This is a genomic window from Lysinibacillus capsici, assembly GCF_020217405.1.
GTDB classification, from domain to species: domain Bacteria; phylum Bacillota; class Bacilli; order Bacillales_A; family Planococcaceae; genus Lysinibacillus; species Lysinibacillus capsici.
Genome location: NZ_CP084108.1, coordinates 3,070,027 through 3,096,590 on the forward strand (window position 1 = coordinate 3,070,027; position 26,564 = coordinate 3,096,590).

The window sequence follows — 26,564 nt, forward strand, 5'->3', positions numbered from 1 at the left end:
GTGTCCCTCCAATTTCATTATGCTTTTAACAATGTTCCTTTTTGGTCGTTTAGTGTGACAAGCGACACAATACAGATAAGCGCAAAGCCAATTAACATCCAAAAGGCTGCATCAAAGGAGCCATTAAAGGCATCAACCATAAATCCAATTGCCATTGGTGTAACAAATCCTGCTAATTGTCCACCTGTATTAGCGATCCCCATTGCAGAACCTGTGATAGAAGAAGGTAATTTCTTGAGTACAATAACAGGTAGTAATGTAATGACAAACGCAATAAATATCGACACGACTGTTTGGTAACCAATAAATAACGACACTGTTTTGGCAGTAAACATTAAATACAATAAAAGACCAATGACTGCGCAGGAGATGGAGCCTAACACCTTCTCCATACCTTTTGGTAGCTTATCAATGATATAGCCACTACCATATACACCAATTATCGTTGTAATGGCAGGTATTGTTTGCGCCCAACCAATGGACATTAAATCCAAGCCTCGATTTTTTTGAAGATATGTTGGAATCCAAGAAACTAATCCCCAGTTCACTGCATAAATACAAAAATAAGCAATGATTAAATTCCACATTAGGGGTGTTTTCAATAATTCTTTAAAATTCACTTTGTTCGTAGTATTTTCTGTTCCAGCTATAGCTGCCTCATCTTGTGGGAGTTTAATGTATTTCCAATATAAAAAGGCAATTATTGCTCCAATTGCCCCAATAATGATAAACATCATACGCCAGCCAATCGTTCCCAATAAATAAGCAGCTAGTAAAGGGACGATGAGTGAAACAATGCCACCAGAAGTAAGCATAATGGACATCGCTCTACCTCTTTCCTCTTTTGGGAAAATCGTAGCAATAATTTTAGAGCTTGATGGCTGAAATCCACCCTCACCAATGCCAAATAAAAAACGAATCACAATCATCGCTGTTAAAGACCACGCAATAGCTGTTAGACCCGTAAAAATAGACCACATAATAACAGCCATCAATAAAACTCGTTTTGCGCCAAATTTATCGGCCAGCCAGCCACCCGGTATTTGCATAATGGCATAGCCTAAAAAGAAAGCGCTTAAAATAATACCCGTAGAAGATGCATCCAGTTGCAAATCCCCTGTAATCGAAACCACTGCATAGTTCATAATATAGCGATCTAAATTCCCTAAAGACCAGCCTAAAAATAAAAGTGCAAGGATGACATTTCTAGATTTCTTCGTTATTTCATTTGTTGTCATTTATATCCCTCCCATATATAGAAATCCTCTCTTTATTGCCACGACTATTCTTGAATATGTTTGCCCCCTTGTCCGTAAATCCCCTTTTATATACCGACATTTTCGTTATATATTCGTATAATAATCAAAGTTCAATAAAAAGACAAGATTTTTTTGAAAATTTCTAATAGATAATCGTCTTCGTAAATCCCTATTATTTACCTAAATAACCGCTGAATTTAGTGATTTATCAGTATTTAAGGCTTCAAAAAGCATAAAAAAATGTCCCACACCATTTATTGGTTTGGAACATTTCTGTAATTTTTCAGACAAGTTGATACATTTTAATAGGTCTGCCTCGGGTATGCTGCAATTCTTCCCCACAAATTCTCGCCAAATCTACTTTACATAAATCTGCTACGATTCGTTGGGCATTTCTCTCGCTCATTTGCAGTTGTGTCGCTAAATCCTTTGTCGTAAAATGCTTCCAATGCATTTTTTGTACAAGTGCATGGATTTTCATATAGGTTTTAATACTAATATTCCCTTTTTTTAGTTTTTCTAAAATATAAGGGTCTTCTGCTCGGTAGGAATAGGATAGCTCTTCTACATTCCCTACTGATTCAATAATGGTGCCATCATCCTGTATCATCACGATGTCAATAGCCTCATTTTTCTTCGTCTGTCTTAGTCCTCGGTGAGCATGTAACTCAGCATTGAACACTGTTTGAGCAAAGCCAATGCCTGCTGTCACCTTTGTCTCCATTTCAATCGACAACTGATACATTTTTTCCTGTAAAAATCGTATTTGCCCTTCAATGGCACCTCTTGTACTAAAAATCGTATATTTGCCATTCCCCTCTTCAATAAGAGAGCCATCAATCTGTTCACAGAGCTGTAGTAGATTTTCCTTCGTACGCAATTCTAAATATTGAATACGATAGCCTTGCTTCATGCGCTCTTTTAATGAATCGAAGTCCTTAATTTCAAGCATGACTGCACCAATTTGTGTCTCTTTGTAATAGGACGTTTTGATCTTCTCTGTAAAAAGTTGAACTGTATGATAAATTTCTGTTTTTGTCGGGGAAACCCAATAAGATGGAACTCCTCGTTTCTTCAGCTCTTCATCTACAGAGGGATAACAAGTAATCGCAAAATCAATTTTGCCCGACTGCCAAAGACTATAGTGGAAATCAAATAGCTCTTGTGGATCAATAGCGACATCAAATTCTTTTAGATACATATGATGGACATTATGCTGAATCTCTGCAAGACTTTCTGAAGCCATTTGAGAAGGCGAAGGAATAATATCGATACTAACATTTTCTATAAACTTTTTTTGCTGATAGGATTGCTCTAAAAAACCCCGATAAATAGCCGCTTCGGAAAAAATAATATGGGTCAATTTATCTTTGGATACATTCGTTTGACTGGCAAGCTTATAAGGGATGTAACCAGAAAACAACCAGAAATCGACAGCCTGATTATGTGTCTCCACAAGATGCTTTGTTTCCGTCGCCATTTCATATATATACGGAATAAATTCCATATCCTGTTCGATTTCTCGTGCTAAGGCAATAATTCTTTCAACGGATTGAATGGGACCAACAACACCTATTTTATACATCTTTTGTTCCTACCTTCTTTGTGAAACTACAATCTTTATGTAAAAAATTTCTTCCTTTGTTGTACATAGTATAGCGGACAATCAAATTACTAGACAAATCTTATGTATAAAGAAAAGCCTCGAAAATTGTTCGAGGCCATCTGAAAGTAGCAATTATTGCTCCGTTGGATACATGTTTGTATAGAGTAACTCTAATCTTTTAGAGAGCTTTCCATAGGCTGTTTGCCACGCTTTACGTGCAGCATCATTACTGCTCCCTGCTGGTTCGTATATAGCATGCACCTCTTCAACCTTCTTCAAATCACCCTCTGCTTGTGTGAGCTTCGAATAATTTTTAACAACCTTCTTATCAGCATCACTCAGAGCATCATAGGCTTTACGGATTTCACTTACTTTCTCCTGTAAACCATTGATATATTCACCTTTTACAAGAAGTGAATTGATGGATTCAATTAATGACAATGCATTTTCATTCGTTTGCTGTTGTCCTTTTTGCTTATCAATAATCAATTGTCTAGTTCCTGCATCAATCAGGCTCACTTGTTTAGATGTAAGCTTTTCATATGCCTTGATCACAGTGCTTGGATTTGAAGCAAAGGATTTCTCATAGGTCTTCATAAAGCTTTCCACTTTTTTCACGTCTGCAAGCGCAGTTTTTAAAATATCATAGTTCGTAATCAGTTTTTTCTCACTTGAACTAAGGCTACTATATTGTGTAGAAAGATTTTTAATACGTTCAATCGTTACGACATAGAGATTATTGGAAACAATTGTGGCAATATCATTATTTAACTGTGTAATTTTCGATGCATTTTCATCTATATTTTGATTTTTTAATAAAGCTTCATATTGTTCTTTTGCTAAATGCTGCTGATTCGCAGGTAATTTCGCATAAGCTTTTTGCACTGTTTCAATTTTTTTAGCCTTTTTCGCAGCATCTGTTTCTTCTCTAGCAGTCTGTATTTTTTTATAGAAGGATTTTACACCTGTAATATCCTTATTTGCTGCTGTTAATAAATAATAATTTGTCACGTATTTTCTTGCAGCTGAAGACAATTTTTTATAGGATTCAGAAGCTGTATTAACAGCGGTTTCTAATTGATTGAATGAATATTTCGTAACATCCGCAAATTTGGCAATATCCGCCTTTAACAACTCTGCTGCTGCTTTATCTGTAGGCACTTTACCATTGCCATCAACTGAAATCTTTGGCGTGTTTAGTAAAAATTCTTCAGCATTATATACAAGTGATTGCTGTAAATTTGTAAGATTATTATAAGCCTTTAAAGTACTGGTATAGCTTGAATTAAGTTTACTTTCCGTCACACCAGTTGTTGCAGATAACTTTTGATAGGCATCCATATCTTTAATTACTTTTTCAGCTGCTTTTAAATCTTTCTGTAAGGTAACAAGACTATCGTAGCCAATAATTTGTGCTGCCGAGGCTTTCGTTAAGCTCTTATACTCCTTAATCATTTGATTAACATTATTGACATGACTTTGCCATGAACCAGCAGACGGATTGAACGGATAGACATCATCGCTAATATAGCTATCTATCACATTATTTAAATTTATAATTTGGCTTTCTTCTGCACGTTCTGCTGTAGTCAAACGCTGCACATACACATCTGGCACTAACTTTAATTGTTTATATGTTAATTTTTCATAGGCTGTACGGATTGATTTAGCAGTCGTCACTTGTTTATTAGGCGTACTATTTGTAGCTAATTTATCAAATGATTTAATGAATTGCTCGACCTTTTTAATATCCGATTTAGCCTCAGACAAAATTGCTTGGTTTTGAACAGCAGCTCGGTAGCTTTGTGATAATTTCTCAATATCTGCTTCGATTGTCTTCACGCTTGCTTGTAAGGAATCAACATCAGAAGCTACATACTTCACAAGTGAATTCTCATAAGATAATAAATTAATAATAGCTTGATTGAGTTTTCTCACTTCTTTTATCTCTTCAAGATCATTTGGCTCGTTTAACAGATTTTTAATGCCCGTATATAGGGTCTCACCTACATCTAAGCTACGCTGTAACAGATCTAGCTTATTATAAGCATCTTCTAGTTCCTTTATTTCTTTTTCATTACTAGTCTCTATTTTGCTCCATTTTTCATTTAACTTAGTTATTAATTCAATATCAGCAAGTGCTCGCTTTAAGACATCATAATTAGACACATTACCTTTAGCTGCTGCTGATAAGGATTGATAGTTTTTTTCTAGTTCCGCAACTTTAGCACCAAATTCTGCTATGCTTGATACATTGTATTTATTATCATTGACCAGTAAAGCTTTAATCTCTTTCGTTAAAGTATCAGTGGGTTGTTTAGAGACCGTGATGGTATCAGATAGTTTAGATTCCGCAAAGGAAAGACCCACGTTTGCTTTGACAGTGACAGCAATATTTTTAATATCCTTTTCAATAGCATCCTTCGGAATCGTATATGTACTACCTGAAGCACCCTCTATGATAGTAAAGGAGTTATCACCTAATTTATAAAACCATTGATAACTATATGTAATTTGATCACTTTGCAATTTTGCACCTTTCTTATCAGTTACAGTAATACCAGCTACTTTCACTGTTTCTCCAGGTGCTACAAAACCAGCGGATTGACCTTCTAACGTCGGAATGGTGATATCGAGCTCTAATGGCTGAATAGTGCGCGGTGCACTTTTAAATTTTTTACCGTCTGTCGTAGTTGCTTCCACAAAAATGCTTTTTCCAGCTGCTTCAACAGGCACTTTTAAGGAAATAGATGTTGCTCCAGAAATGGGCTTATTTGTTGAACCCTCTTCCCCAGTAATTTCCTCTAGATAATACCATTGATAGGCATTGACGATACTATCATTTGGTAATTTTTCTACTTTTAATGTTGCGTTGACGATATTATCTCCAGTGACTGAAACTGTTTCGGCCGCACCTGCTACAGTGGGAACAATAAGTGCAACAGGAATAGCTGCTGCTGTTAAAAATAATTTTTTATTCAAATCTATTGACCTCCTCAATCCTTCTCCTGATTATATCGGTCATATGGCCATAATTTCCTTGAATATTAGGTAAATACTCTAAAAAGTGCATTTTTTCCTGATTTACTATTCACCAAATGATATTTTTTTGATAACATTTTATCATTTTTGATTTATTAACTTATATAAATAAATACATTTTCAAACAAAAGCCTTCTAACCCACATTCGTAGCCTCTACGAAGAGATTAAAAGGTGTTAAAAAAGTATATGCACGTATGCTTCCGCTTCATCTGGTTATCCTTGTATCATATAAGTTGGTCGGGTCAGGGTCTTATAGGTATAGGGATTCGTATGTTGGGTTTCACTTACTTGAATACGAATCGTCATCCCTTCTCCTACTTTGCTATCTAATGCGAATTTCCCATTAAAAGCTTGAACTCGCTCCTGCATTCCTTGTATGCCCATAGAATCGGCAAGTAGAATATCATCTATATTACAACCAACACCATCATCACTATACAAAATTTGGAATCCTTCTTCGGTGCCCAGTAAATGTATTTCAACTGTATTAGCATAGGAATGTTTTAACGCATTGTTTAATAGTTCTTGGAACAGTCGATAAATCATTAAATTTAAACGCTCATCCTCTAAATAGAGGCGGTCAATCGTATATATCAAAACAAAATTAGCACGTTTATGAATTTTTTGTATTAATTTTTCAAGGGCTGCATTTAAGCCTAATGTATCTAATAGAGGTGGCTTTAAGTTTTCGCAGTAGCCCCTCAAATCATTCAGAGAGATAATCATATGTTCATGAAGCTTTATAAGTTTAGATGGGATCTCCTCTCTTTCTTTTGTATGCATGAGGACATCCATCTCCCTTGCAATGTGCAATTGTTCTTGTAAAATCGTATCATGAAGTTCCTGTGCCAACTGATATTTTTCTTCCTCGAACCTTAGCCAGAGTAATTTATTGAGCCATGGTAGCTGTCGATTATCGGCTTCTTTCATATGCTTTAACTGATTTAAAAGCTCCTCAACCATTTTTGTGTTTTCGATAAAATTATTTAAATAGAGCAGCAATAATTCTAGCCATAGCAGTTCCTCGTCCTTGAGATAAATCGTTTTATTATGATCCACAACAAGGATTCGTTTATAGTTCACATCTTGATGAATAAAGGCAATATAGAAATGATCTGTCTTTTTAATATCTCCCAAGCCTAATCGTTCGACTAATACCTCATCTATTTGATGCTGCGTGTATTCTTTGGATTTATTTGTTAAGGTAACTTGATGCGTTTGAAAATCATATGTGAGCACATACACACTTTCCATTTCAAGCTGAACCACAACCTCTTGTACAAATTTCTCTAATAAGTCCTCAATCTTCACCACTCTACCAATACTCTCAACGGTCGTATACAAGCGGTGGATGTAGTCGCCTTTTGTAGAAAATAAAATTTTCCGCTTACGATAATCAATCCGCTCTTTGATGTAGAACAACGCCATTAACGATAGAAAGGCAAAAAAGAAAATCTCCGTCATGCGCGAAACTGATAAATCTGCAAATAAATATAAACCGATTAATAGCCATATCGTAAAGCCAAATGAGAAATTAAAATAATAACGTAATCGAGAAATGAAATACTCCATATCAAAAATACGTTCAGTGAGTTGTGTAAAAATGAAGCTGAATGGAATTAGTAAAAGAAATATTGAACTTATATCTGCCGAAAGAATTTGATTGTGGAAAAAAATTTCTGGTAACGCATATAGAAAAAGGAATGGTATAAAAGGAATTATTATACTACTTAATAGGATTTTAAGTTCTGGAATTCTATATTTAACGTAACTAAAAATCATTATACTAAGAATAGCTACTAGTAATAAAAAAAATAGACCTAAAATAATACTTGAAACTATAGAATGAATTCCGTCATAAACTATTCCGAAGATACTTAAAATAATTACAGCTATAGGAAGTATATATAACGAATTAATATTTTTTATAAACGGCCATCTTATATTTAGGAAGCCAAAATACTCTTTCAAAAACTTTAATAAAAGAACTAGACAGAGAAGCATGCTCCCACGGTTTACTATAATTCCAAAAGGGTTTAATATACCTGAAGCACCTATGCTTAGATATGCTAAAGAAACAGATAAAATAAACAAAATTAATAAGTTTATTAAGATTGTATTTTTAGGTTTTAGATACAAATAAATTGAAATTAATAGAGATAATAAATAGTAACTAGTTGGCACAAGGAGAACAGAATAGAACTGTTGAGTGATGTCAAACGGCTTTATTTTTATCTCTTTTAGTTCCCCGTTCGGTTTCATTATTGTTATTTCATTTGCTGATCTAATTACTAAATCATATTTAAGATTAGTTATTTTATCTATATTACTCCCATTTACACTTAAAATATTATCTCCAATCTCTATTTGCTGCTTTAAAGCCCAATCTTTATAATAAGGATTCGTTATTTTCCAAACATCATTTTCCTCTTTAACCTCTATATTAATAAAAGGTTTACTATAAATGATAAATAATAAATAGAGACCTATTATTAAATATACACTTATAGTAAACCAAAACCTTTTATTGTTATTTGTCTTTAATTCCACAAACGATTTTCAAGGTTCAGTTCTTCATCAAACGAATCCAATATTGCCTTTTGTTCTAATGCTGTTACACCAATGAGAGAAGCTTTTTTTTCTTTTAACAATGTCACTAACGTCGGATTTTGCTCTAAATACTGAATCATGTTAATCATTAAAATCGCCTCATTTCTTCATTTTTTTAAATTTATAGTCACTATTTTTTGCCAATAATTCCTCTTAATAAGGAATTATTAACCATTTATGTAACTATATTTTCATTATACTACCTCTCTCCAATAATTCAACATAATTTTCTAAAAAATTCAAAAAATAATAGATTACGTAATAATTTTGCTTTATTTTCAATTATTTTTCTCCAATAATAGACATAAAAACAAATGAAAAGCTCCTTCCTTCTAGTAGGAAGAAGCTTTTCATTTGTCTCTTTTGCTAATACTGACACCCTTCTTGTAGCCACTTGTAGAAATCACAAGTAATCAATGTTGCATGCTTTGGATTCATATCACCACTATCTACTGCTAAAACACGACAATCCTCTACCTTTATGTCCATTAAAAAGACCATTCCTCCACTATCATCACCAATTGCAATATAGCCTTTTGCATATTCCTCCACTTCCCAAGTCTCGTTTCTTTCTAAAACTTCCTCTGTACCATAAATGAACACGCCGTTTGTAAATGTTAAACCGTTACTTTCCTTTAATACAAGTGTATACGCACTAGGAAGTTGGCAATTCAGCCTATGTTCTATGTGTACAATATGGTGATCTGTTGCTGGTGGATTTGCTGTATAGCTATTATGTATAGGTAACATGTCGTCACCGTCCTTTCCAATAAACTTTTTTACGTCTGTGCTGCACAAAATTCATAAAACGCCAAGATTAAGTCATCTACCTTTTGTTTACTGACAATTTTACCTAACCATTCTTCTGGAATTTTGTCCAACTGTTTATACATACCCGCGATTGATCCTGTAATCGCCCCAACGGTGTCCGTATCTTCTCCTAAATTAACTGCTTTTAGAATCGCGTCTTTAAACGTTGTAGAATTACCTACACACCAAATGGCCGCTTCTAGCGAATGAACAATATAGCCGTTTGATTGAATCTCATCTTCAGGCGTATTTAAAAAGTTTTCATGAAAAATCCTTGCATAAGCATTTAGCTCTGCTCTCATTTCATTCTGTAAATTATTTTGCAGTAAGTCAAAGACCTCTTTTAAGGCCACTTCTAGTGAATTATTTCGGTATAAGCTTAATAATAGTTCAATGTAAATGATGGACCCTACTATGGAACGCGGGTGACCATGAGTAATCTCTGTATACTGATGAACTAATTCTTTTCTTTTAGTAAAATCTACCTCATGCATGACCATGAATACTAAAGGAGCTATCCTCATTAACGTACCATTGCCATTATCAAACTCGCCCGTTTTACCACATTGTGCTGGCGGAACACCTTTTTTATAGTTCGAAACGGCTTCGGCTGTAGTAATTCCAATATCAAACATTTCGCCAAATGGTGTGAGATAGCCCTGCTCCATGTATTGTACAAATTTGTTCATTAATGTTTTGGTATCCCCATTTTCAATAATGTTCTCGACTAGGCAGAGTGTTAGAGAAGTATCGTCAGACCAAGTGCCAGGTGGCTGATTATAAGTACCGTACCCCATCACATCTTGCACATGGAAAGTCCCTCTTTGTTTAAACTCAACAGGTACGCCCATTAGATCACCAATAATCCCACCGTATAAAGTGTCAAACACCCGCTCCCGCAATTTTGTATCTACCATAGATACCACCCCTAACTTTTTTTTAAATTATCACAATTCAAAAACAGTACATTCAACTTTATAATAAATCAATTCCTTATTTATTATTTTTTCAATCTCTCTCCAATCTCCTCCAGTTAAACCTGAACCAATTTTAGGCATCTGTATCGATAATCTATTTTTTAATGCAAATCTCGCAACTTTTCTTAAACATAAACGAAGCGCATCATAATCCATATAGGTTGTACGATCTTTGTCATTTTTCCTCACACCATGTTGTGCAAGCATATTAGCAACAAAAGTAGCTTTCTGCTGGTCTACACATACAAACTGAACTTCTCCTAACTCAAAAGTTTCTTTATCCTTAGACCATTTTACATATTCCCTTTTGGCTAAAGGGAATTGCTTTGATAAAGATAAAACAAAGCCTTTTCCCCAAATTCCTAAAATATTAACAACATGGATGATGAGTGTATGTTCTTCTAAAGGAAGAGAAGCATCGCCCTTTAAGTAGTTAATTTGAGATTTGTTAGCTACAATTCCTTCCTGCCATTTATTCTCAAATTCTAATCGAGTAATAGGTATACTATCGCTTAAATCTAAATTATCGATATGTCCGTCATACAATAAAAATCCAATATCTTCGTTCCAATCATGCAATGATGAAGAACTATACATATCGTTGTTAATTATGTTGATCTGCCTAGTTGCAACGCCATCATCAAATTCTGTATATAATTGTCCATAACCTTTTAAAAATTCAATATTATCACATTTATAGTATAATAGACTATCACCAAACTTGATATCTTCTTCCACTACTTTAACCCCCTTAATAGAACCACCCTAAACCTATCAAAGATTTTGATTAATTATACTATCGATTGTAGATAGTTAGGCACTAACTCTAAGTCCATAAATCGAATCCCTTTATGGTGCCTTTTCCACACAATGATTTAAATTTTTCTGAACATTACAAGTATCTTCCCAGTTTAAATCGTTTAATGGAAATAAATCAAGATCAGTGTCTTTTATCACCAATCTTATATACTTATCAACGAAACCTCTATTGCCTGTCTTTTCATACATTTAATAAAGCAAAATGAATCTTTTACTTTTGATTTACCTTTTGTACTTACAACATGCAAATTAGCTATCACATAATCCTGTAATACATTTCACTATTGAAGATTTATTTAGCTTGTAATTTAAGGTGCAAAAAAACCGTTCACATGAATGTGAACGGTTTTGTAGACTATGCTTTTTGATAACGAAGCACTGGTGTACGAGCAGCGCGTGTTTCGTCTAGACGAGATACGACTGTTGTATGAGGTGCTTCTTGAACGATTGATGGATTTTCTTCTGCTTCTTTCGCAATTTGAATCATTACATCACAGAATGCATCTAACGTTTCTTTTGATTCTGTTTCAGTTGGCTCAATCATCAATGCCTCTTCCACATTTAATGGGAAGTATGTTGTTGGTGGATGGTAGCCAAAGTCTAACAGACGTTTTGCGATGTCTAATGTACGAACGCCTAGTTTCTTCTGACGACGACCCGATAAGACAAATTCATGTTTACAGTGACGGTTATATGGTAGATCATAGAATGGCTCTAAGCGACGCATCATGTAGTTGGCGTTTAATACAGCATATTCTGTAACAGCTTTTAAGCCATCAGGACCCATTGTACGAATGTACGTATAAGCACGAACATTGATACCAAAGTTACCATAGTAAGGTTTTACGCGTCCGATTGATTGTGGACGATTGTAGTCAAAGTGGTATGTGCCTTCTTCAGTTCTTACTAATACTGGTTTTGGTAGGAATGGAATTAAATCTGCTTTTACACCTACTGGACCAGAACCTGGACCACCGCCACCATGTGGGCCTGTAAATGTTTTGTGTAAATTTAAATGCACACAGTCAAAGCCCATATCGCCAGGACGTGCTTTACTCATTACAGCATTGAGGTTCGCACCATCATAGTACACTTTACCGCCTACAGAGTGAATTAGCTCTGCCATTTCGATAATGTTTTCTTCAAACAACCCTAGTGTATTCGGATTCGTTAACATTAGAGCTGCTGTATCAGAACCTACTACTTTGCGAAGGTCTTCGATATCAACTAAGCCATTTTCATCTGATTTAACAGTGATTGTTTCAAAGCCCGCTACTGTCGCTGATGCTGGGTTTGTACCGTGAGCTGAATCAGGAACGATTACCTTGTTACGGTGTCCTTCACCATTTGCTTCATGGAAGGCACGAATCATCATTAACGCTGTCCATTCACCATGAGCACCTGCTGCTGGTTGTAATGTAACTTCATCCATCCCAGTAATTTCTACTAAAGAAGTTTGAAGATCATAAAGAAGCTCCATTGCCCCTTGTGCTGTTGATTCATCCTGTAATGGGTGAACATTTGCAAATCCTGAAAGACGTGCAACTGTTTCATTAATTTTCGGATTATATTTCATCGTACAAGAGCCAAGCGGGTAGAAGCCAGAGTCTACTCCATGGTTTCTACGAGAAAGTGCTGTATAATGACGCATAATATCAAGCTCAGACACTTCAGGTAGTTCTGCTGCCTCTGAACGTACTAAGTTTGCAGGTAATAAATCTGTTAGGTCTACCTCAGGCACATCTAGTGCTTCTAAACTATAGCCAACGCGACCTTCTTTTGAAATTTCAAAAATGAGTGATTGATTTTCGTTATGCATTAAGAGCCCCCATTTCTGCAACAAGTGCATCAATTTCTTCTTTCGTGCGTAATTCAGTTACTGCGATTAGCACATGATTTTTAAGAGAGTCATAATTTTGACCTAAAGGATAGCCACCGATAATACCCTTTTCGATTAAGCCTTTATTGATTTCCTTCACACATTTATTCGTTTTCACAACGATTTCATTGAAGTGTGCGCCTTGGAATGCTACTGTAAAGCCTGCTGCTTCAAAGGCATTTTTTGCATAACGTGTTTTCGCGATGTTTTGAGTAGCCATTTCACGAATTCCTTGTTTTCCTAGAGCTGTCATCGCTACAGAAGCTGCAAGTGCAAGTAGTGCTTGGTTCGAGCAAATATTCGAAGTTGCTTTATCACGACGGATATGTTGTTCACGTGCTTGTAGTGTTAATACGTATCCGCGACGGCCTTCACCATCCACTGTTTCACCAACAAGACGTCCTGGTACCTTACGCATCAATTTTGTTGTCACTGCAAAGAAACCACAGTGTGGGCCGCCGAAGGCTTCAGAAATACCAAATACTTGCGCATCACCTACACAAATGTCAGCACCAAGCTTGCCAGGAGGCGTTAAAATTCCTAATGCCAATGGGTTAGAAGATACAACGAGTAAGCTTTTTGCAGCATGTGCAATATCCCCGATCACTTGGATATCTTCCACTTGGCCAAAGAAGTTTGGATATTGGGCAATAACAGCTGCTGTGTTGTCATCGATTAACTCTTTTAATGCATCCACATCTGTCACACCGTCTTTTTGCGGGATAGTCACGATATCAATGGATTGACCATATGCATATGTAGCAACAACATCGCGATATTCTGGGTGCACTGCTTCTGACACTAAAATTTTCTTGCGACGCGTATGACCAGCTGCCAACATACCTGCTTCTGCCAATGCTGTACCACCGTCATACATAGAAGAGTTAGCAAGATCCATTCCCGTTAACTCAGCAATCATCGTTTGGAATTCAAAGATGGCTTGTAGCTCACCTTGTGAAATCTCTGGCTGATATGGTGTATAAGCTGTATAGAATTCTGAACGAGAAATAACATGGTCTACGATCACTGGTTTATAGTGGTTATAAACACCTGCACCTAAAAATGATACGTTGGCATTTGTGTCCTTATTTTTAGCAGCAAGTGCCGTTAACTCTTTTAATAAAGCAGATTCTGATTTTGCTTCTTTAATATCATAAAGGCCTTTAAAACGGACTTTCTCAGGAATATCCTCAAATAACTCATCGACTGAGGATACACCGATTACGTCTAACATTTCTTTTTGATCTTGCTCCGTCATAGGTAAATAACGATGTTTCATAAATGTAGGTCCCTCTTTTCAACTATTATTTTGAACGCTTGTAAAACGGTGTTTCTACTGTTATTACCTTTAAGTGTTTACCGCGAATTTCAATTTCTAACTCAGTTCCGATTGTTGCGAATTGACTGTCAATTAATGCGTGACCAACATTACGTTTAGATGAAGGAAGCTGTGTACCCGTTGTCACTTCACCGATTTCTTGACCATCCTTAAACACTTTGTAGCCATGGCGTGGAATGCCTTTATCAACCATTTCAATGCCTACAAGTTTGCGTGGTAGACCATTTTCCTTTTGAGCTACTAATGCTTCATGACCAATGAAGCCTTCTTTATTTAATTTCACAGCGAAACCAATACCAGCCTCTAGAGGAGAAATTGTTGCTGATAGCTCTTGACCATATAGTGGTAGCCCAGCTTCAAAACGAAGTGTATCACGACATCCTAGTCCAGCTGGAACAACTCCTTTTTCTTGACCTGCCTCTAAAATTTTACCCCAAAGCGCTTTGATGTCTTCTGGAGCACCATATAATTCAAAGCCGTCTTCACCAGTGTAGCCACTGCGAGAAACTAAAACTTTATGTCCTGCAACCTCCACATTCTCTTGGAAGCGGAAAAATTTAATGGCACTTACATCCGTCGAAGTAAGGGATTGAAGAACCTCTTCTGCTAGTGGACCTTGAAGAGCTATTTGTGCATAGGCATCCGATTGGTTATCAATCGTCACATCATATTGATGTTGATTTTCCATCATCCAATCATAGTCTTTTTCAATGTTAGCTGCATTGACACATAATAAATAGTGATTGTCAGCTAATTTATATGTTAGTAAATCATCAACAACGCCACCATCTTCGTAGCACATTGCCGTGTACTGTGCTTGACCGTCAACAATTTTTGATACATCATTTGATAAAAGATTTTGTAAAAAACCTAATGCATCGGGACCAGTTACTAAAATCTCTCCCATATGTGATACATCAAATAAGCCTGCACGATTACGCACTGCATCATGTTCTTCTTTAATAGAAGAGAATTGAACAGGTAATTCCCATCCACCGAAGTCAACTGTTTTTGCACCATATTTCGCGTATTCTTCAAATAGAGGTGTACGTTTTAATTCATTCGCCATTCTTTTTTTGCCCCCTTATTGTTAGTTACATTTTTACTGGTAGTAGTTCGTCTGCTTTTTGTATTCCTACAGTCAATTACATAAATCAGGCTATAGACATAAAAAAAGACAGACGAACCCCTTTTCGGGATTCTCTGTCCTTGCACCTGAAAGTTACACCAGACTGGCTCGCAAGCTCTACGTTGCCAATCAGTCGGCTTTCCCCTTTGGTGGCTGTTATTGTTATACTACAGCTCTCTCCAGAGTTGCGTCTTGTACGAGTCCTTTTACCTGAGAGATTCATAGCCCATTGCTACTTGCTCCTTCGGTGGCGTCTACACGCTCTCTCCCCGCACAATCATCCGCCCAAGATAAATCTTGGTACTATTTAGTATTCAATGAACATTTAGTTACTTATTTGTCTATATCCTAACATTAAATGCATTGGAAAGGCAATCATTTTTTAAAAGATAATAAAACACGAACATTAAATAAAACAAAGTAAATCATCGTTCGTTTTTCAACCTTTTTACTTGAAATACTAAATACTCTAGAATTTGGCGAATCGTCCTACCTTCTGTCAGTACCTGAATATGACCTGCATCACGGTAAAACTTCCTTCTGTAGTGATACAGACTTTCTAGCTCCTCCTTTGTAGAGCTCTGTACAATGGGTCTATTTGGATCATGCTGAACTCGTTTATAAATATCCTCAAACGACGCATCTAAAAAAAACACCAGTCCACTGCGTCTCATAATTTTTCGATTTTCAGCATTGATGGCAACGCCCCCACCAGTCGAAATAATACAAGCCTCGTCCCTGAAATTTTTCAAAAATTCTGTTTCTATTTCTCGAAAGTGGGCCTCACCGTATTTTTCAAAAATCTGTGGAATTGTCATCCCCTGCTGACGCACAATCTCATGATCCATATCATAATATGGCATCTTCAATAAATAGCTTAAACGTCTTCCTAATGCACTTTTTCCACTACCCATAAAACCAACTAAATATATTTTTCGCAATTCGATTCACCTTCTTATAACTACGATTCTACACTGTCTGACAAAATTTGTCCCAATAAATTTATCGTAGCTCGAACATTCAATTTTTCTAGCCCATCATATGTTCGATACTGCATTTCATAAGACATATAATACGCAAGAACAAAAGTAGTTACAAAAAATAATAATGCAATTGCGATCAAAAAAATAGCCCCTCTGTCATTTTTCAATAATTGGCACATAAAAGGTTCGCTCCTTTTGAATACCACTATCCATTTCAACAGCTATCGTCAGCTTATTTTCGGAATAGCTAAATTGACATTTATTGATTCCTATTAGCATAGGAACATGTCCACCCTTTACCTGCTCACGAATAATATTCGAGTAGCAATCAATATGATGGAGCGTATTAGCTGTTTGGAAAGTTATTCTTTTTTGATCCTCCCGAATGGAAAAGGTGGAAATATCTTTTAGAGAGAGGTTCAAATCAGAAACAAATAGTTCCCACTTTGTTTGTTCATCTGTTAGCATAGTGGACTTCATTTCAGCAAACCAAAGTATTATAAGGACAAAAAAATGAGAAATAAGCACAAAAACGACTAATTGAAACATAGCTTCTATTAAAGTATAGCCTTTCTCATTCATGCACTTCACCTGTCACTTGAATACATTTTTGGCGTGACTCCAGTAAATTTTGAAATTGGACACAAACTTGTTGTTCGTCAACTTTCCAATGATAAGCAACCTGTTCAATGATTCGAGAGCCCTCTGTTACTTGTATCGCATGGTACTGTTTTAAACCTTCGTATGCTGTTTCAGCTGCAATTAGCTCCATTTTTTTATTAGCAAGATTTGTTTTCATCGTATAGGTAATGGGGATTAACGAGGTGCAAAGTAACATCAAAATACCCACACCTAAAATAGTTTCTACAAAAGAATAGCCTGACTCATTCAATCCTAGCTCTCCCTCGTCCTAATGTTATGATTACTTTTTTCTTGCCCTGTGGTGTTTTAAATGCCATGGTGCCTGCTGTCATCACATTGCCGCTATAGTTATAGACAAGTGTTTGAATTGAACTCTCAGCTGGCAAAAATTCAACCCCCTTTGGAAAAGAGCGTTCATATAAATGAGTATAAATATCTTTTTGAATAGTATAACGATTTGTTGAACCTTCCATTTTCAGGGCTATATATTGTCGTTGGCTCATACTAGAGGTTTGAATATATTGAATATCCAGTTGTAATTGCATAAAAAACCGTTCTAATTCCTTGGTTTCTGCTATTTTCAATGAGAATTTACTAACAATCGCTGTTAAACTCATAACAAGAAATAAGACAACCAGCATTTCAAGAATCGTAAAACCACCGTTTTTATGAACATTCATTAGCTATCAGTACCTGTTTCCAAGTTGACATTGGCTGGGCGTACCTCTCCCTCATTAGTAATGACTATTTCTTCTTTATTTGGGCAGGTTGTTTCATTTTCCTTTAAATAGCCTTTTGCCACTAAATCATCTAAGGTAGGATAAGCCATATAATCTACACGATACGCCTCTACTTGGCCTTGTACCATGCTTATATAAGCTGTACAGCCTTTCTTATCTATTGTGGCGAAATGCTTTGTAACATTTGGGATTGTAATTAAAATAAGAATGGATATAATTAACAGAACTATAAGCATCTCGATTAAAGTAAAACCAGCTTGTTGTTTGAGACGTTTCATCATCTTCCTCCTAAACTAATTCAATCATGTGATAGATGGGTAATAATAAACTGATATAAGCCGCTATTATACAAGCAGCTATAAGGATAAAGAAACTAGGCTGCACAAAAGCTAATATTTTTTGTAAAAGCTGTTCCTGCTTTTCCATTAATAAATCGCTATACAATACTAATTCTTTTCCTAAATAACCGCTGTGTTCGCCATGCTCTACGAACATTGGAAAATCTTTTTGAAAAACGGCCATCATCGTTACCGCCTGTGTCAGTGATTCTCCAAAGATGACTCTTTCTTTTATACGCTGTGAAAGAACTTGGAGAAATGGTTGTAGCTGCTGTTCCTCTAATAGCTGAAGGCTTGCTTGTAATGAAAAGCCACTTTGTAGTAAGCTGCCTAAATAAGCAGCAAACTGCCTTGTCAATGCCAGCCTAAAATAGCGCTGTATAAAGGGGATTTTTAATAAAATTGTTAGTTGATGAGCAACAGCTTGTCGTTTGAGATAGAATCGAAAAATGATTAAGCTACCTATTACTATGAACATGGTCGAGATAACTACATCTGGTACATGTAATAACAGATTGGACAACGCAATACTTGTCTCTTCTGTTTCAGAGGTACGACTGACGACCATTCTTTCAATGTTCGGTAAAAAAAATGTACGAAACACAAAAAATAACAACAATAAAAAGATAATCAGTGTGACAGGGTAGATCAGCAGCTTGATTAGCTTTTTCTTAGTCTTTTCACTTACTGTTATCTGTTTAGCCACACCTTTAAATGCTTCTATCATGTGGCCATTGTTTTCCGCCACCTTAATTGCCATTAAATAATGATTCCCTAGCTGTAATGTTTCAAATATCCCTGCAACCCCTACTCCTTGTCTGAGCTTTTCATCAATTTGGTGCTGTATGTCCTCATGTGCTTCGATATGATGAGGTAGTAGCATGGAAATAGCTTGGGGAAATAAATATCCTTCCTGCATTAATACACATAAACGATTGAAAAGCTGAGCTTGCTCCTTTACCCGCCATTTCGTAGCCCGATTATAAAAAAGAACAATTTTATCGATGTATGTTTGTAACTGCATATAGGCTCTCCACTAATTCCTTTTGCCCCATTAATGTTAAGTCATAAGGAAGTTTGTAATTTCCCATATCCTTGATGGCGGTGATGGCTCTTGATAGATGATCGTCATGTAATATTTCATAGACAGCTCGACGTTCTCCATGTAGAGCTGAGGTCTGAACAAGCATTTGGGCAACTATACCGATAACCGTTTGACGAAGCTCCTCTATCGACACACCTAAATCCATTAAACGATAGAGACAATTAATGGAGTCTTTTGCATGAATAGTGGAGACAACTAAGTGCCCTGTTAGAGAGGCTTGAATGGCAATATTTGCTGTTTCTCTATCGCGAATTTCACCAATCATAATGACATCAGGTGAATGGCGCAAAATGGCTTTTAATCCTGCAGCATATGTAACGCCTGCTCGCTCGTTGACTTGAATTTGAAGTAAATTGGCTTGGCTGTTTTCTACAGGATCTTCTAAAGAAATCACATGTCGATTCAATTCTGTGGAACAGTAATGGATTAGGGAATAAAGTGAAGTAGACTTGCCAGAACCTGTTGCTCCCGTAAAAAATAGAAGACCTTGTCGGTTTTGTACCAGCTCCATGAGTTGGTGAGCTGCGCTTTTGGAAAAGCTTAGGGAAGTTAGTGGAAATGCATGATTTTGGAGAAGTAAACGAATAATTAAGCTTTCTTTTAAAAATACAGAAGGCAGTGTGGATACTCGAAACGAATAAGAATTTTGCTCCATTGCTTTTTGAAAGGCACCGCTTTGAGGTTTACGACGCTCACTAATATCTAATTCGGCAAGAAATTTATAGTAAGAGATCATTCTTTCTGCAAGTTCATGAGGTAGCTCACCAGCGTGGAGAAGTTTATCATATTTCCGAAAATAGATCCGATACTTTATGTTTCCTGGAACTAACAATAAATCGGATGCTCCAAAATGATAGGCCTTTAGTAAAAGTTGCTCACATTTTTGTTCGACAACTGTTTCAAAACTCTGCATATATGCACCTCTCTTTTAGTTCATTCGAATATGACCGCTCTATTCGTTATTTCCTAGTATAAGGAGGAACTCGCCACGAGAAAAGCCCTTTTCAGAAAATAAAAATTTGCAAGTTAATTTTCTGCCAATAATGTTTTTTGCTATAAAAATGTGGATAAAGTGCAATTTTCCACTAAAAAAGAATATAAATGCATGAAAAAATTAATATTTATGCCGAAATGAACTGTATCTTTTTCAATAATACAATATAATAGTATCAACATGATTATTTTCCTAACACTTGGTAGACGAACATAATTTTTATAATAAATTAAAGAGGTGAAGCTTATGATCCATCCATTAAAAATTACTAGTACACTAGCGGATGAAACAAGATACTCTATTTATGAGTACATATTGCAAGAGAAAAAAACAGTTACTGTACAACATATTGCTGACAAATTCGGTATCCATCCAAACGTTGCTCGACTTCATTTAACGAAGCTTTCAGAAATAAACATTATTACAGCTGACTATGTAAAAACAGGTAAAGGTGGCAGACCTGGACGTGTTTATAAAGCTTCAGAAAAAGGCGTATCTCTTACTTTTCCAAGACGTGATGAAGATCGTTTATTAAAATGGACGATACAATTAATTGAAGACTTTGGTCCATCTGCATTAACAAAATGCCAGGAAATTAGCTACCAAGATGGCTACCAGCAAATGAAAAATTATATGAGTGCTGAATTGACATTAAGTAATTCTCTTTCCTTCGATGAAAAACTTCAGCTATTAACGGACAATGCCGCTTTAATTGGCTATATTCCACAAATTCAACAAACTGAGCATGGAAAAAAAGTAATCTTCTCCATTTTCAATTGTCCATTCCAGGAGCAACTGACAGCCTATTCTAAAATTGTTTGTTCATTACATGAATCCTATTTAAAAGGGCAATTAGATGCATTGTTTACGAACAATGAATTTGTGCAAATGGAAAGTATGATACATAATTGCGATTTATGTAAATATGAAATAAACGTGACAGAAATCGATAGCTAGATTAAAAATCCATTTGTTTGTCACAAACATGGAGAAGTTCCAGTTTACAGACACCTTTCATATCATTTATAATGAGTAAGAGATTATTGTGTCGTGGGCAAAAGGAGGGGAAATTTCATGGATAATATGTATAAAGTTATGGCATTCTGGACAGGTATTTTTGCAGTTATGTTCTACCTTGGAGGTATGAACGAGGTATCGCTATTATTCTTAGGTAATACAGGTTTATTCTTATTATTAGGCTTCTTAAACCTTTCAGAACGTATGTACATGTACATTTTCGGAGCATATTTAACTGTATTCTTCGCTGGCTTCACGTACTATACAACATTCATTCACGTACCTGGTGGCGGTCATTAATACAAACAAAATCGCGTATCTCACTTTCGGTGAGATACGCTTTTTTATGTGCTAAATCAGTTTATTAGCCATATTTTAAAATCCATTTAAAAAAGGATTTGTCTCCATTTCTGCGCCTACCGTTGTATAATTACCGTGTCCAGGATAGATAATAGTATCCTCAGGTAATGTCAACAGTTTATGATGGATTGATTCCAATAAAATTTTGGTTGATCCACCTAATAGATCTGTACGTCCTACACCTTGTTCAAATAACGTATCTCCCACGATGGCAAAACCGTCATTTTCAAAGATATAGGAAATACTCCCCGGTGAATGCCCAGGTGTAAAAACTGCTTGAAACACAAAATTACTCATTTCAATTTGCTGTTCTTTTTTGATAATTGTATCTTGCGCTGGTGCAGCTACCCTATAATCTGGTAATGCAGGATATTTACTAGAGCCATTCTTCGTTGGATCTGCTAGCCAACTAACTTCCTTTTCATGAATCCATACAGGAACGTCAAATACCTCACGCACTGCATCTACTGCCCCTATATGATCAAAATGGGCATGTGTTAAAAAGATAGCAAGAGGTTTTAAGCCGTTGCTACGGATTGCTTTAATTAGACGCTCCGCTTCTTCACCTGGATCAAATACGATACATTCTTTTTCTTTATTCGATACGATATAGCAATTCGTTTGGACGGGACCAAGAGAATAACTTCGTACGTTCATCATAGTTATCACCTCAATTTCCTATTATACAGGCTTTGCCACAATTTGACGATAAATGTTCATAGTTTACAGTATTTTAGTCCTCGACAAAAACAAGTAGAACGTTTACAATTAAGGAGGAATATTGTTTGCGACATTCATTTTCTGATGTCGAAAGGAGTGTCTATTTTTAATGAACTTATTAATGGTTATTTTTGGTCTAGTAGCGATTTTAGCTGTATTTGGTACATTCCAAGCAATTAAAGAAAAGAACCTTTTAAGCGTTGTTTTCAACTTATTAAGTGCTGCTGTATTCGGATGGTTCGTCATCATGACGATTGTTCACAGCGGTTACCCACCAAAATTACACTAAAATTCAGACAAAAAAAGAGCAGTCTCCTCGGAGATTGCTCTTTTTTTGTCTGTTATTACTTATTGAATTGAAGAAATCGCTTCTTGCCAATTTGTAGGATATCATTATTCATTAACACTTGCGATAAGTCATCCATCGCCATTTTTTCTCCATTCAAGGATACTCCTTTTTGCTTGATTAACCGCAAAAACTCACTCTTACTTTGAATAAAACCCATTACCACTAGTTGTGGAATGATATCCACGATTCTTTCCTTATCAATTTCCAAGAGCAGTATAGGAATGTTTTTTGGTATTTCCTTTTTTTGAAATGCTGCTTCAAAATAAGCTCTTGCTTCCTCCATTGCTGTAGATCCATGGTATAAAGCCGTTATAATTTCTGCTAATAGGAATTTCAAATCGCGGGGATTCTCTCCCTTTTGTAGTCTATCTTGAATAGCCTGCACATGTAGTGGATGCTCATCTGTTGCTAATTCGAAATATTTGATAATTAAAGTATCTGGGACTTCCATCACCTTTTTAAACATAATCTCAGGTGCTTCGTTGATGCCAATATAATTACCTAAGCTCTTACTCATTTTTTCTATGCCATCTAATCCCTCTAGCAAGGGCATAAAAATAGCAATTTGTTTTTCTAATCCCCGATGCTTTTGTAAGGTGCGTCCCATTAAAATATTAAAAGTCTGATCCGTTCCACCTAACTCTATATCTGCCACAAGTTCTACTGAATCATATGCTTGCATGAGTGGGTAGAAAAACTCATGTATACCAATTGGAATGTGCTGCTGGTAGCGTTTCTGAAAATCCTCGCGCTCTAAAAGTCGAGCAACAGATGTTGTGGCTGCTAGCTTGATGACTTCTTCAAAGGATAGCTTCGCTAACCATTCACTATTAAAACGAACCGTTGTCTTGTTCGGATCTAGCACTTTAAAAATTTGCTCACAATATGTTTGGGCGTTATTCTTCACTGTATCGTCACTTAAGGCTGTTCGCCCCTTGGCTTTACCTGTAGGATCGCCAATTCGTCCTGTAAAATCACCGATAACAATAACTGCATGATGGCCTAAATCTTGCATTTGCTTGATTTTTCGTAGAACAACCGCATGACCTAAATGAATATCTGGTGCGGACGGATCTAGCCCTAGCTTAATCGTTAAAGGTCGCTGTTCTTTATATGATCGCTCTAATTTTTCAAGTAAATCCTGTTCGTCAACGATCTTGTTAGCACCTTTCTTGATAATCGTCATTTGCTCCTTTGGTGTTAAAAACATACGAAACATCTCCTTGTAATATTAAATATTAATATTGCAAGTTCTATAAGAGTAAATGTGGGGTACCGTTTTTGCTTAAAAGGCATAAAAAAACGCCTTTAGGAAATTCCTAAAGGACGTAGATAAACGTGTTACCACCTTTTTTCGAGAGCGATTCACATAGCCCTCCTCAATAAGTACAGCCATAGCGATACTTTTGCAATGATTACGGATGCAACCCCGTCGTAGCCTACTAAAGTTTCGGTACGCAGCTTCCAAGATGTATTCACTTTAATATCCCCTTGCGCCTCTCAACAACCGGCTACTCTCTGTTAGTTCCATTAAAGTTACTCGTTCTTTTCAATGCCTTTCACTCTTATACTCCGAAATGCGAAAAACAAATCTTCGTTATGCAGATATTTACACTTATTATAATCGTATCTTTCTATTTGTCAATAAAAAGAAGTGCCCAATAAAGTGTATTCACGTTGCATCATGTTGTAAAACATTGCGAAAGGTGTTTTCTTTAGCATAAGATTCACAAAAAAAATTTATGAATGGTTGATTGTGACTAATTCCTTTATATTAGCTATATAAAAAGAGAGATCCCTATACGAGATCTCTCATTGATTACTTAACTGAATCCTGCTTTAAATTACCTGTTTTTTCGTCATAGAAGCGAAGTAAGTCGCCATTAATGATGGCATCGGAATTTTCTAGCTCCATTGTGGCACGATCAGCATAAGACTGACATGGCTCACCATCTATTTCTTCGCCAGTTGCTTTGTCATAGCAAGCTTCACCAGCATAGACGTATTTATCTGTAATAAAGCGTCCATCACGGAAGACTACAAAGTCCTCATGCTCTGGAGAGAATAAATCCGCACCCATTTGCATATCTTTTGACGTTTCAACGCCAAGAAGGTGTAAGATCGTTGGACGTAAATCCATTTGTCCTGAAATCTCAGTCATTTCTTTTCCATCGCCCGCTCCTGGGATGTGGATGAATAAAGGTACTTCTTGAAGCATTGCATTATCCATTGGTGTAATTTGATCTTTACCTAAATATTGTGCCATTGCTTTATTATGGTTCTCAGAAATACCATAGTGATCCCCATACATCACAATAATAGAATTATCATAGACACCTTGATCTTTTAACTGTTGGAAGAAGTCTTTTAAAGCCTCATCCATGTAACGTACTGTTTGGAAGTAACGATTTAATGTACCTGAATTTGAATCATATTCAGGAATCATAATATCTTCTGGGTCCAATGTAAATGGATAATGGTTCGTTAAAGTAATAAGTCTAGAGTAGAATGGCTGTGGCATATCTTTCATTAAAGCAGCTGATTGCTCTAAGAATGGAACATCTTTCATTCCCCAGTTTACAGCTTGCCCCTCTTCCACAGTATATGAATCTATATCGTAGAATTTATTAATTTTTAACGATTGATACATCATGTCACGATTCCAGAAAGATTTATTATTAGGGTGCATGACATTTGTAAAGTATCCATTTTCTCCAAGGCGTTCAGCCATTGAATTATACGTATTTCCACCATGCGTGAAGAATACAGCACCTCGACCTAAACCAAACAATGAGTTTTCAACAATAAACTCCGAGTCAGATGTTTTTCCTAAACCTGTTTGGTGGTAGAAGTTACTGAAATAATACGTATCTTTATCTTTTGTTAAAGAGTTTAAGAATGGCGTAATTTCATGACCATTCATGTCATTATTAATGACAAAGTTTTGTAGTGACTCCATCGATACCACAATCAGGTTACGACCTTTATATTTCCCAAACATCTCTGGATTTACTGCAGCTTGATTAGAGCGTATATAGTTGTTCACTTCTACTAGTTCACTACCATCGGCTAACGCACGTTGGGCAGATGATTTAGATTGAATATAAATGTCATACAAGTGGTAATTGTACGTACCAATGTTTTTTACTAATAATTCGCGGTCAAAACTACGTGTTAGTAATTGTGGACGCTCCGTTTCTGCTAATCCTAAATTTAAGAATGTCATTGCTATTGCAAGCACAAAAAATGCACGACGGAATTCAATATTCACTTTAAATGCATCTTTCATTTTTGGTAAAAATTTATTCGCCAAGATTAAGATAACGACATCAACGAAATATAATACATCCCAAGGCTCAACAATGGCTGCTACTGATGTTCCTAAGTCACCAAAGTTACTTGTTTGGAATAATACTGGTAGCGTAATAAAATCATTGTAGAATCGATAGAACGCTACATTTCCGTATAAAACAATGGACAAAATAACGCTGACCGTAATCAAATAACGATTTCTAGCTTTTGCTGATTTAAAGAATAGTGATAAACCATACGTAAATAGCAAGAAGCTTAATGGATTAATAAATAAAATAAACTGTTGCATTGCATTTTCAATTTTCATTTCAAAGCTTGTGTGGTAAACAATGACCGTTTTGATCCAAGTTGCTATAATTGCTAGTATCATAAATGAATGTTTAGGCCACTTTATTGATTTCATTCCTAACATCCTCCCTACTTCCTTACAAAAAAATAATAATTTTTTACATTTTGTTACGGAAACAAAATATATCTTAATCCTTTTTTAACAGATAATCAACACATATCTCATGGAAAATTTTTTCTCTTT

Annotated in this window: 25 protein-coding genes, 1 riboswitch and 1 other annotated feature; of the genes, 3 read left to right on the top strand and 22 right to left on the bottom strand. The window is 35.9% G+C overall.

Annotated features, from left to right (window positions below; all coding sequences use genetic code 11):
* Positions 1-17: 17 nt before the first annotated feature.
* The 19 genes from LCP48_RS15115 to comGA form a co-directional block, all read right to left on the bottom strand.
* Entirely contained in the window at positions 18-1,238 is a 1,221-nt protein-coding gene (locus LCP48_RS15115; RefSeq protein ID WP_004231067.1) for an MFS transporter, read from the bottom strand.
* Between the two features lie 304 nt (positions 1,239-1,542).
* Positions 1,543-2,844: a hypothetical protein gene (locus LCP48_RS15120; RefSeq protein ID WP_225340347.1), complete on the bottom strand. Its 1,302-nt coding sequence runs from the start codon at positions 2,842-2,844 to the stop codon at positions 1,543-1,545.
* Between the two features lie 153 nt (positions 2,845-2,997).
* On the bottom strand, positions 2,998-5,847 hold the full coding sequence (locus LCP48_RS15125) for a hypothetical protein (protein ID WP_004231066.1): 2,850 nt from the start codon (positions 5,845-5,847) through the stop codon (positions 2,998-3,000).
* A 275-nt stretch (positions 5,848-6,122) separates the two neighbouring features.
* On the bottom strand, positions 6,123-8,459 hold the full coding sequence (locus LCP48_RS15130; RefSeq protein ID WP_004231064.1) for an ATP-binding protein: 2,337 nt from the start codon (positions 8,457-8,459) through the stop codon (positions 6,123-6,125).
* Positions 8,450-8,608, bottom strand: coding sequence for a competence pheromone ComX (gene comX, locus LCP48_RS15135; RefSeq protein ID WP_004231062.1), 159 nt, complete (start codon positions 8,606-8,608; stop codon positions 8,450-8,452). The genes LCP48_RS15130 and comX overlap by 10 nt, the downstream gene beginning before the upstream one ends.
* A gap of 277 nt (positions 8,609-8,885) precedes the next feature.
* Positions 8,886-9,269, bottom strand: a complete 384-nt coding sequence (locus LCP48_RS15140) for an SMI1/KNR4 family protein (RefSeq protein ID WP_225340348.1) — start codon at positions 9,267-9,269, stop codon at positions 8,886-8,888.
* A 29-nt stretch (positions 9,270-9,298) separates the two neighbouring features.
* Positions 9,299-10,246, bottom strand: coding sequence for an ADP-ribosylglycohydrolase family protein (locus LCP48_RS15145; protein ID WP_225340349.1), 948 nt, complete (start codon positions 10,244-10,246; stop codon positions 9,299-9,301).
* A gap of 30 nt (positions 10,247-10,276) precedes the next feature.
* Positions 10,277-11,044, bottom strand: a complete 768-nt coding sequence (locus LCP48_RS15150; protein WP_202341209.1) for a macro domain-containing protein — start codon at positions 11,042-11,044, stop codon at positions 10,277-10,279.
* Positions 11,045-11,480: 436 nt separating this feature from the next.
* Positions 11,481-12,944 carry an aminomethyl-transferring glycine dehydrogenase subunit GcvPB gene (gene gcvPB / locus LCP48_RS15155; protein WP_004231058.1) on the bottom strand — a complete coding sequence of 488 codons (1,464 nt, stop codon included), beginning with the start codon at positions 12,942-12,944 and terminating at the stop codon, positions 11,481-11,483.
* Complete coding sequence (gcvPA, locus tag LCP48_RS15160) at positions 12,937-14,283, bottom strand: aminomethyl-transferring glycine dehydrogenase subunit GcvPA (RefSeq protein WP_004231057.1); 1,347 nt, start codon at positions 14,281-14,283, stop codon at positions 12,937-12,939. The genes gcvPB and gcvPA overlap by 8 nt, the downstream gene beginning before the upstream one ends.
* A gap of 25 nt (positions 14,284-14,308) precedes the next feature.
* Positions 14,309-15,412 (bottom strand): glycine cleavage system aminomethyltransferase GcvT, encoded by a 1,104-nt coding sequence (gene gcvT, locus LCP48_RS15165; protein ID WP_004231055.1) that lies wholly within the window; start codon positions 15,410-15,412, stop codon positions 14,309-14,311.
* A gap of 248 nt (positions 15,413-15,660) precedes the next feature.
* Positions 15,661-15,753: riboswitch (glycine riboswitch) on the bottom strand.
* Between the two features lie 144 nt (positions 15,754-15,897).
* Complete coding sequence (locus LCP48_RS15170) at positions 15,898-16,413, bottom strand: shikimate kinase (RefSeq protein WP_004231053.1); 516 nt, start codon at positions 16,411-16,413, stop codon at positions 15,898-15,900.
* Between the two features lie 20 nt (positions 16,414-16,433).
* Positions 16,434-16,595, bottom strand: coding sequence for a hypothetical protein (locus tag LCP48_RS15175; protein ID WP_225340350.1), 162 nt, complete (start codon positions 16,593-16,595; stop codon positions 16,434-16,436).
* Between the two features lie 16 nt (positions 16,596-16,611).
* Positions 16,612-17,037, bottom strand: coding sequence for a competence type IV pilus minor pilin ComGF (gene comGF / locus LCP48_RS15180; RefSeq protein WP_004231048.1), 426 nt, complete (start codon positions 17,035-17,037; stop codon positions 16,612-16,614).
* Positions 17,030-17,347 carry a hypothetical protein gene (locus LCP48_RS15185; RefSeq protein ID WP_009370183.1) on the bottom strand — a complete coding sequence of 106 codons (318 nt, stop codon included), beginning with the start codon at positions 17,345-17,347 and terminating at the stop codon, positions 17,030-17,032. The genes comGF and LCP48_RS15185 overlap by 8 nt, the downstream gene beginning before the upstream one ends.
* Entirely contained in the window at positions 17,340-17,777 is a 438-nt protein-coding gene (gene comGD / locus LCP48_RS15190; protein WP_225340351.1) for a competence type IV pilus minor pilin ComGD, read from the bottom strand. The genes LCP48_RS15185 and comGD overlap by 8 nt, the downstream gene beginning before the upstream one ends.
* Positions 17,777-18,115 (bottom strand): competence type IV pilus major pilin ComGC, encoded by a 339-nt coding sequence (gene comGC / locus LCP48_RS15195; RefSeq protein ID WP_004231042.1) that lies wholly within the window; start codon positions 18,113-18,115, stop codon positions 17,777-17,779. The genes comGD and comGC overlap by 1 nt, the downstream gene beginning before the upstream one ends.
* Before the next feature lie 10 nt (positions 18,116-18,125).
* Positions 18,126-19,199 carry a competence type IV pilus assembly protein ComGB gene (comGB, locus tag LCP48_RS15200; RefSeq protein WP_004231041.1) on the bottom strand — a complete coding sequence of 358 codons (1,074 nt, stop codon included), beginning with the start codon at positions 19,197-19,199 and terminating at the stop codon, positions 18,126-18,128.
* The gene (gene comGA, locus LCP48_RS15205; protein ID WP_225340352.1) at positions 19,174-20,193 is read right to left on the bottom strand and encodes a competence type IV pilus ATPase ComGA; all 1,020 of its coding nucleotides are present in this window, start codon (positions 20,191-20,193) and stop codon (positions 19,174-19,176) included. Before comGA ends, comGB begins: the two co-directional genes overlap by 26 nt.
* Before the next feature lie 327 nt (positions 20,194-20,520).
* On the opposite strand from comGA, the gene LCP48_RS15210 reads away from it, so the two are divergent.
* Positions 20,521-21,231, top strand: coding sequence for a helix-turn-helix transcriptional regulator (locus tag LCP48_RS15210; protein ID WP_004231037.1), 711 nt, complete (start codon positions 20,521-20,523; stop codon positions 21,229-21,231).
* 117 nt (positions 21,232-21,348) lie between these two features.
* Positions 21,349-21,591: a DUF2626 family protein gene (locus LCP48_RS15215; RefSeq protein WP_004231035.1), complete on the top strand. Its 243-nt coding sequence runs from the start codon at positions 21,349-21,351 to the stop codon at positions 21,589-21,591.
* A gap of 75 nt (positions 21,592-21,666) precedes the next feature.
* Here LCP48_RS15215 and LCP48_RS15220 read toward each other — a convergent pair whose 3' ends face one another.
* Positions 21,667-22,311 (bottom strand): MBL fold metallo-hydrolase, encoded by a 645-nt coding sequence (locus LCP48_RS15220; protein WP_225340353.1) that lies wholly within the window; start codon positions 22,309-22,311, stop codon positions 21,667-21,669.
* 169 nt (positions 22,312-22,480) lie between these two features.
* Here LCP48_RS15220 and LCP48_RS15225 point away from each other — a divergent pair, with 169 nt between their 5' ends.
* On the top strand, positions 22,481-22,660 hold the full coding sequence (locus LCP48_RS15225; RefSeq protein WP_004231029.1) for a DUF2759 domain-containing protein: 180 nt from the start codon (positions 22,481-22,483) through the stop codon (positions 22,658-22,660).
* A gap of 55 nt (positions 22,661-22,715) precedes the next feature.
* On the opposite strand, the gene tyrS is transcribed toward LCP48_RS15225, so the two are convergent.
* Both tyrS and LCP48_RS15235 read right to left on the bottom strand, forming a co-directional pair.
* Positions 22,716-23,930, bottom strand: a complete 1,215-nt coding sequence (tyrS, locus tag LCP48_RS15230; RefSeq protein ID WP_225340354.1) for a tyrosine--tRNA ligase — start codon at positions 23,928-23,930, stop codon at positions 22,716-22,718.
* Positions 23,931-24,039: 109 nt separating this feature from the next.
* Positions 24,040-24,282, bottom strand: a binding site (T-box leader).
* Between the two features lie 257 nt (positions 24,283-24,539).
* Positions 24,540-26,435, bottom strand: coding sequence for an LTA synthase family protein (locus tag LCP48_RS15235; RefSeq protein ID WP_004231024.1), 1,896 nt, complete (start codon positions 26,433-26,435; stop codon positions 24,540-24,542).
* Between the last annotated feature and the right edge of the window lie 129 nt (positions 26,436-26,564).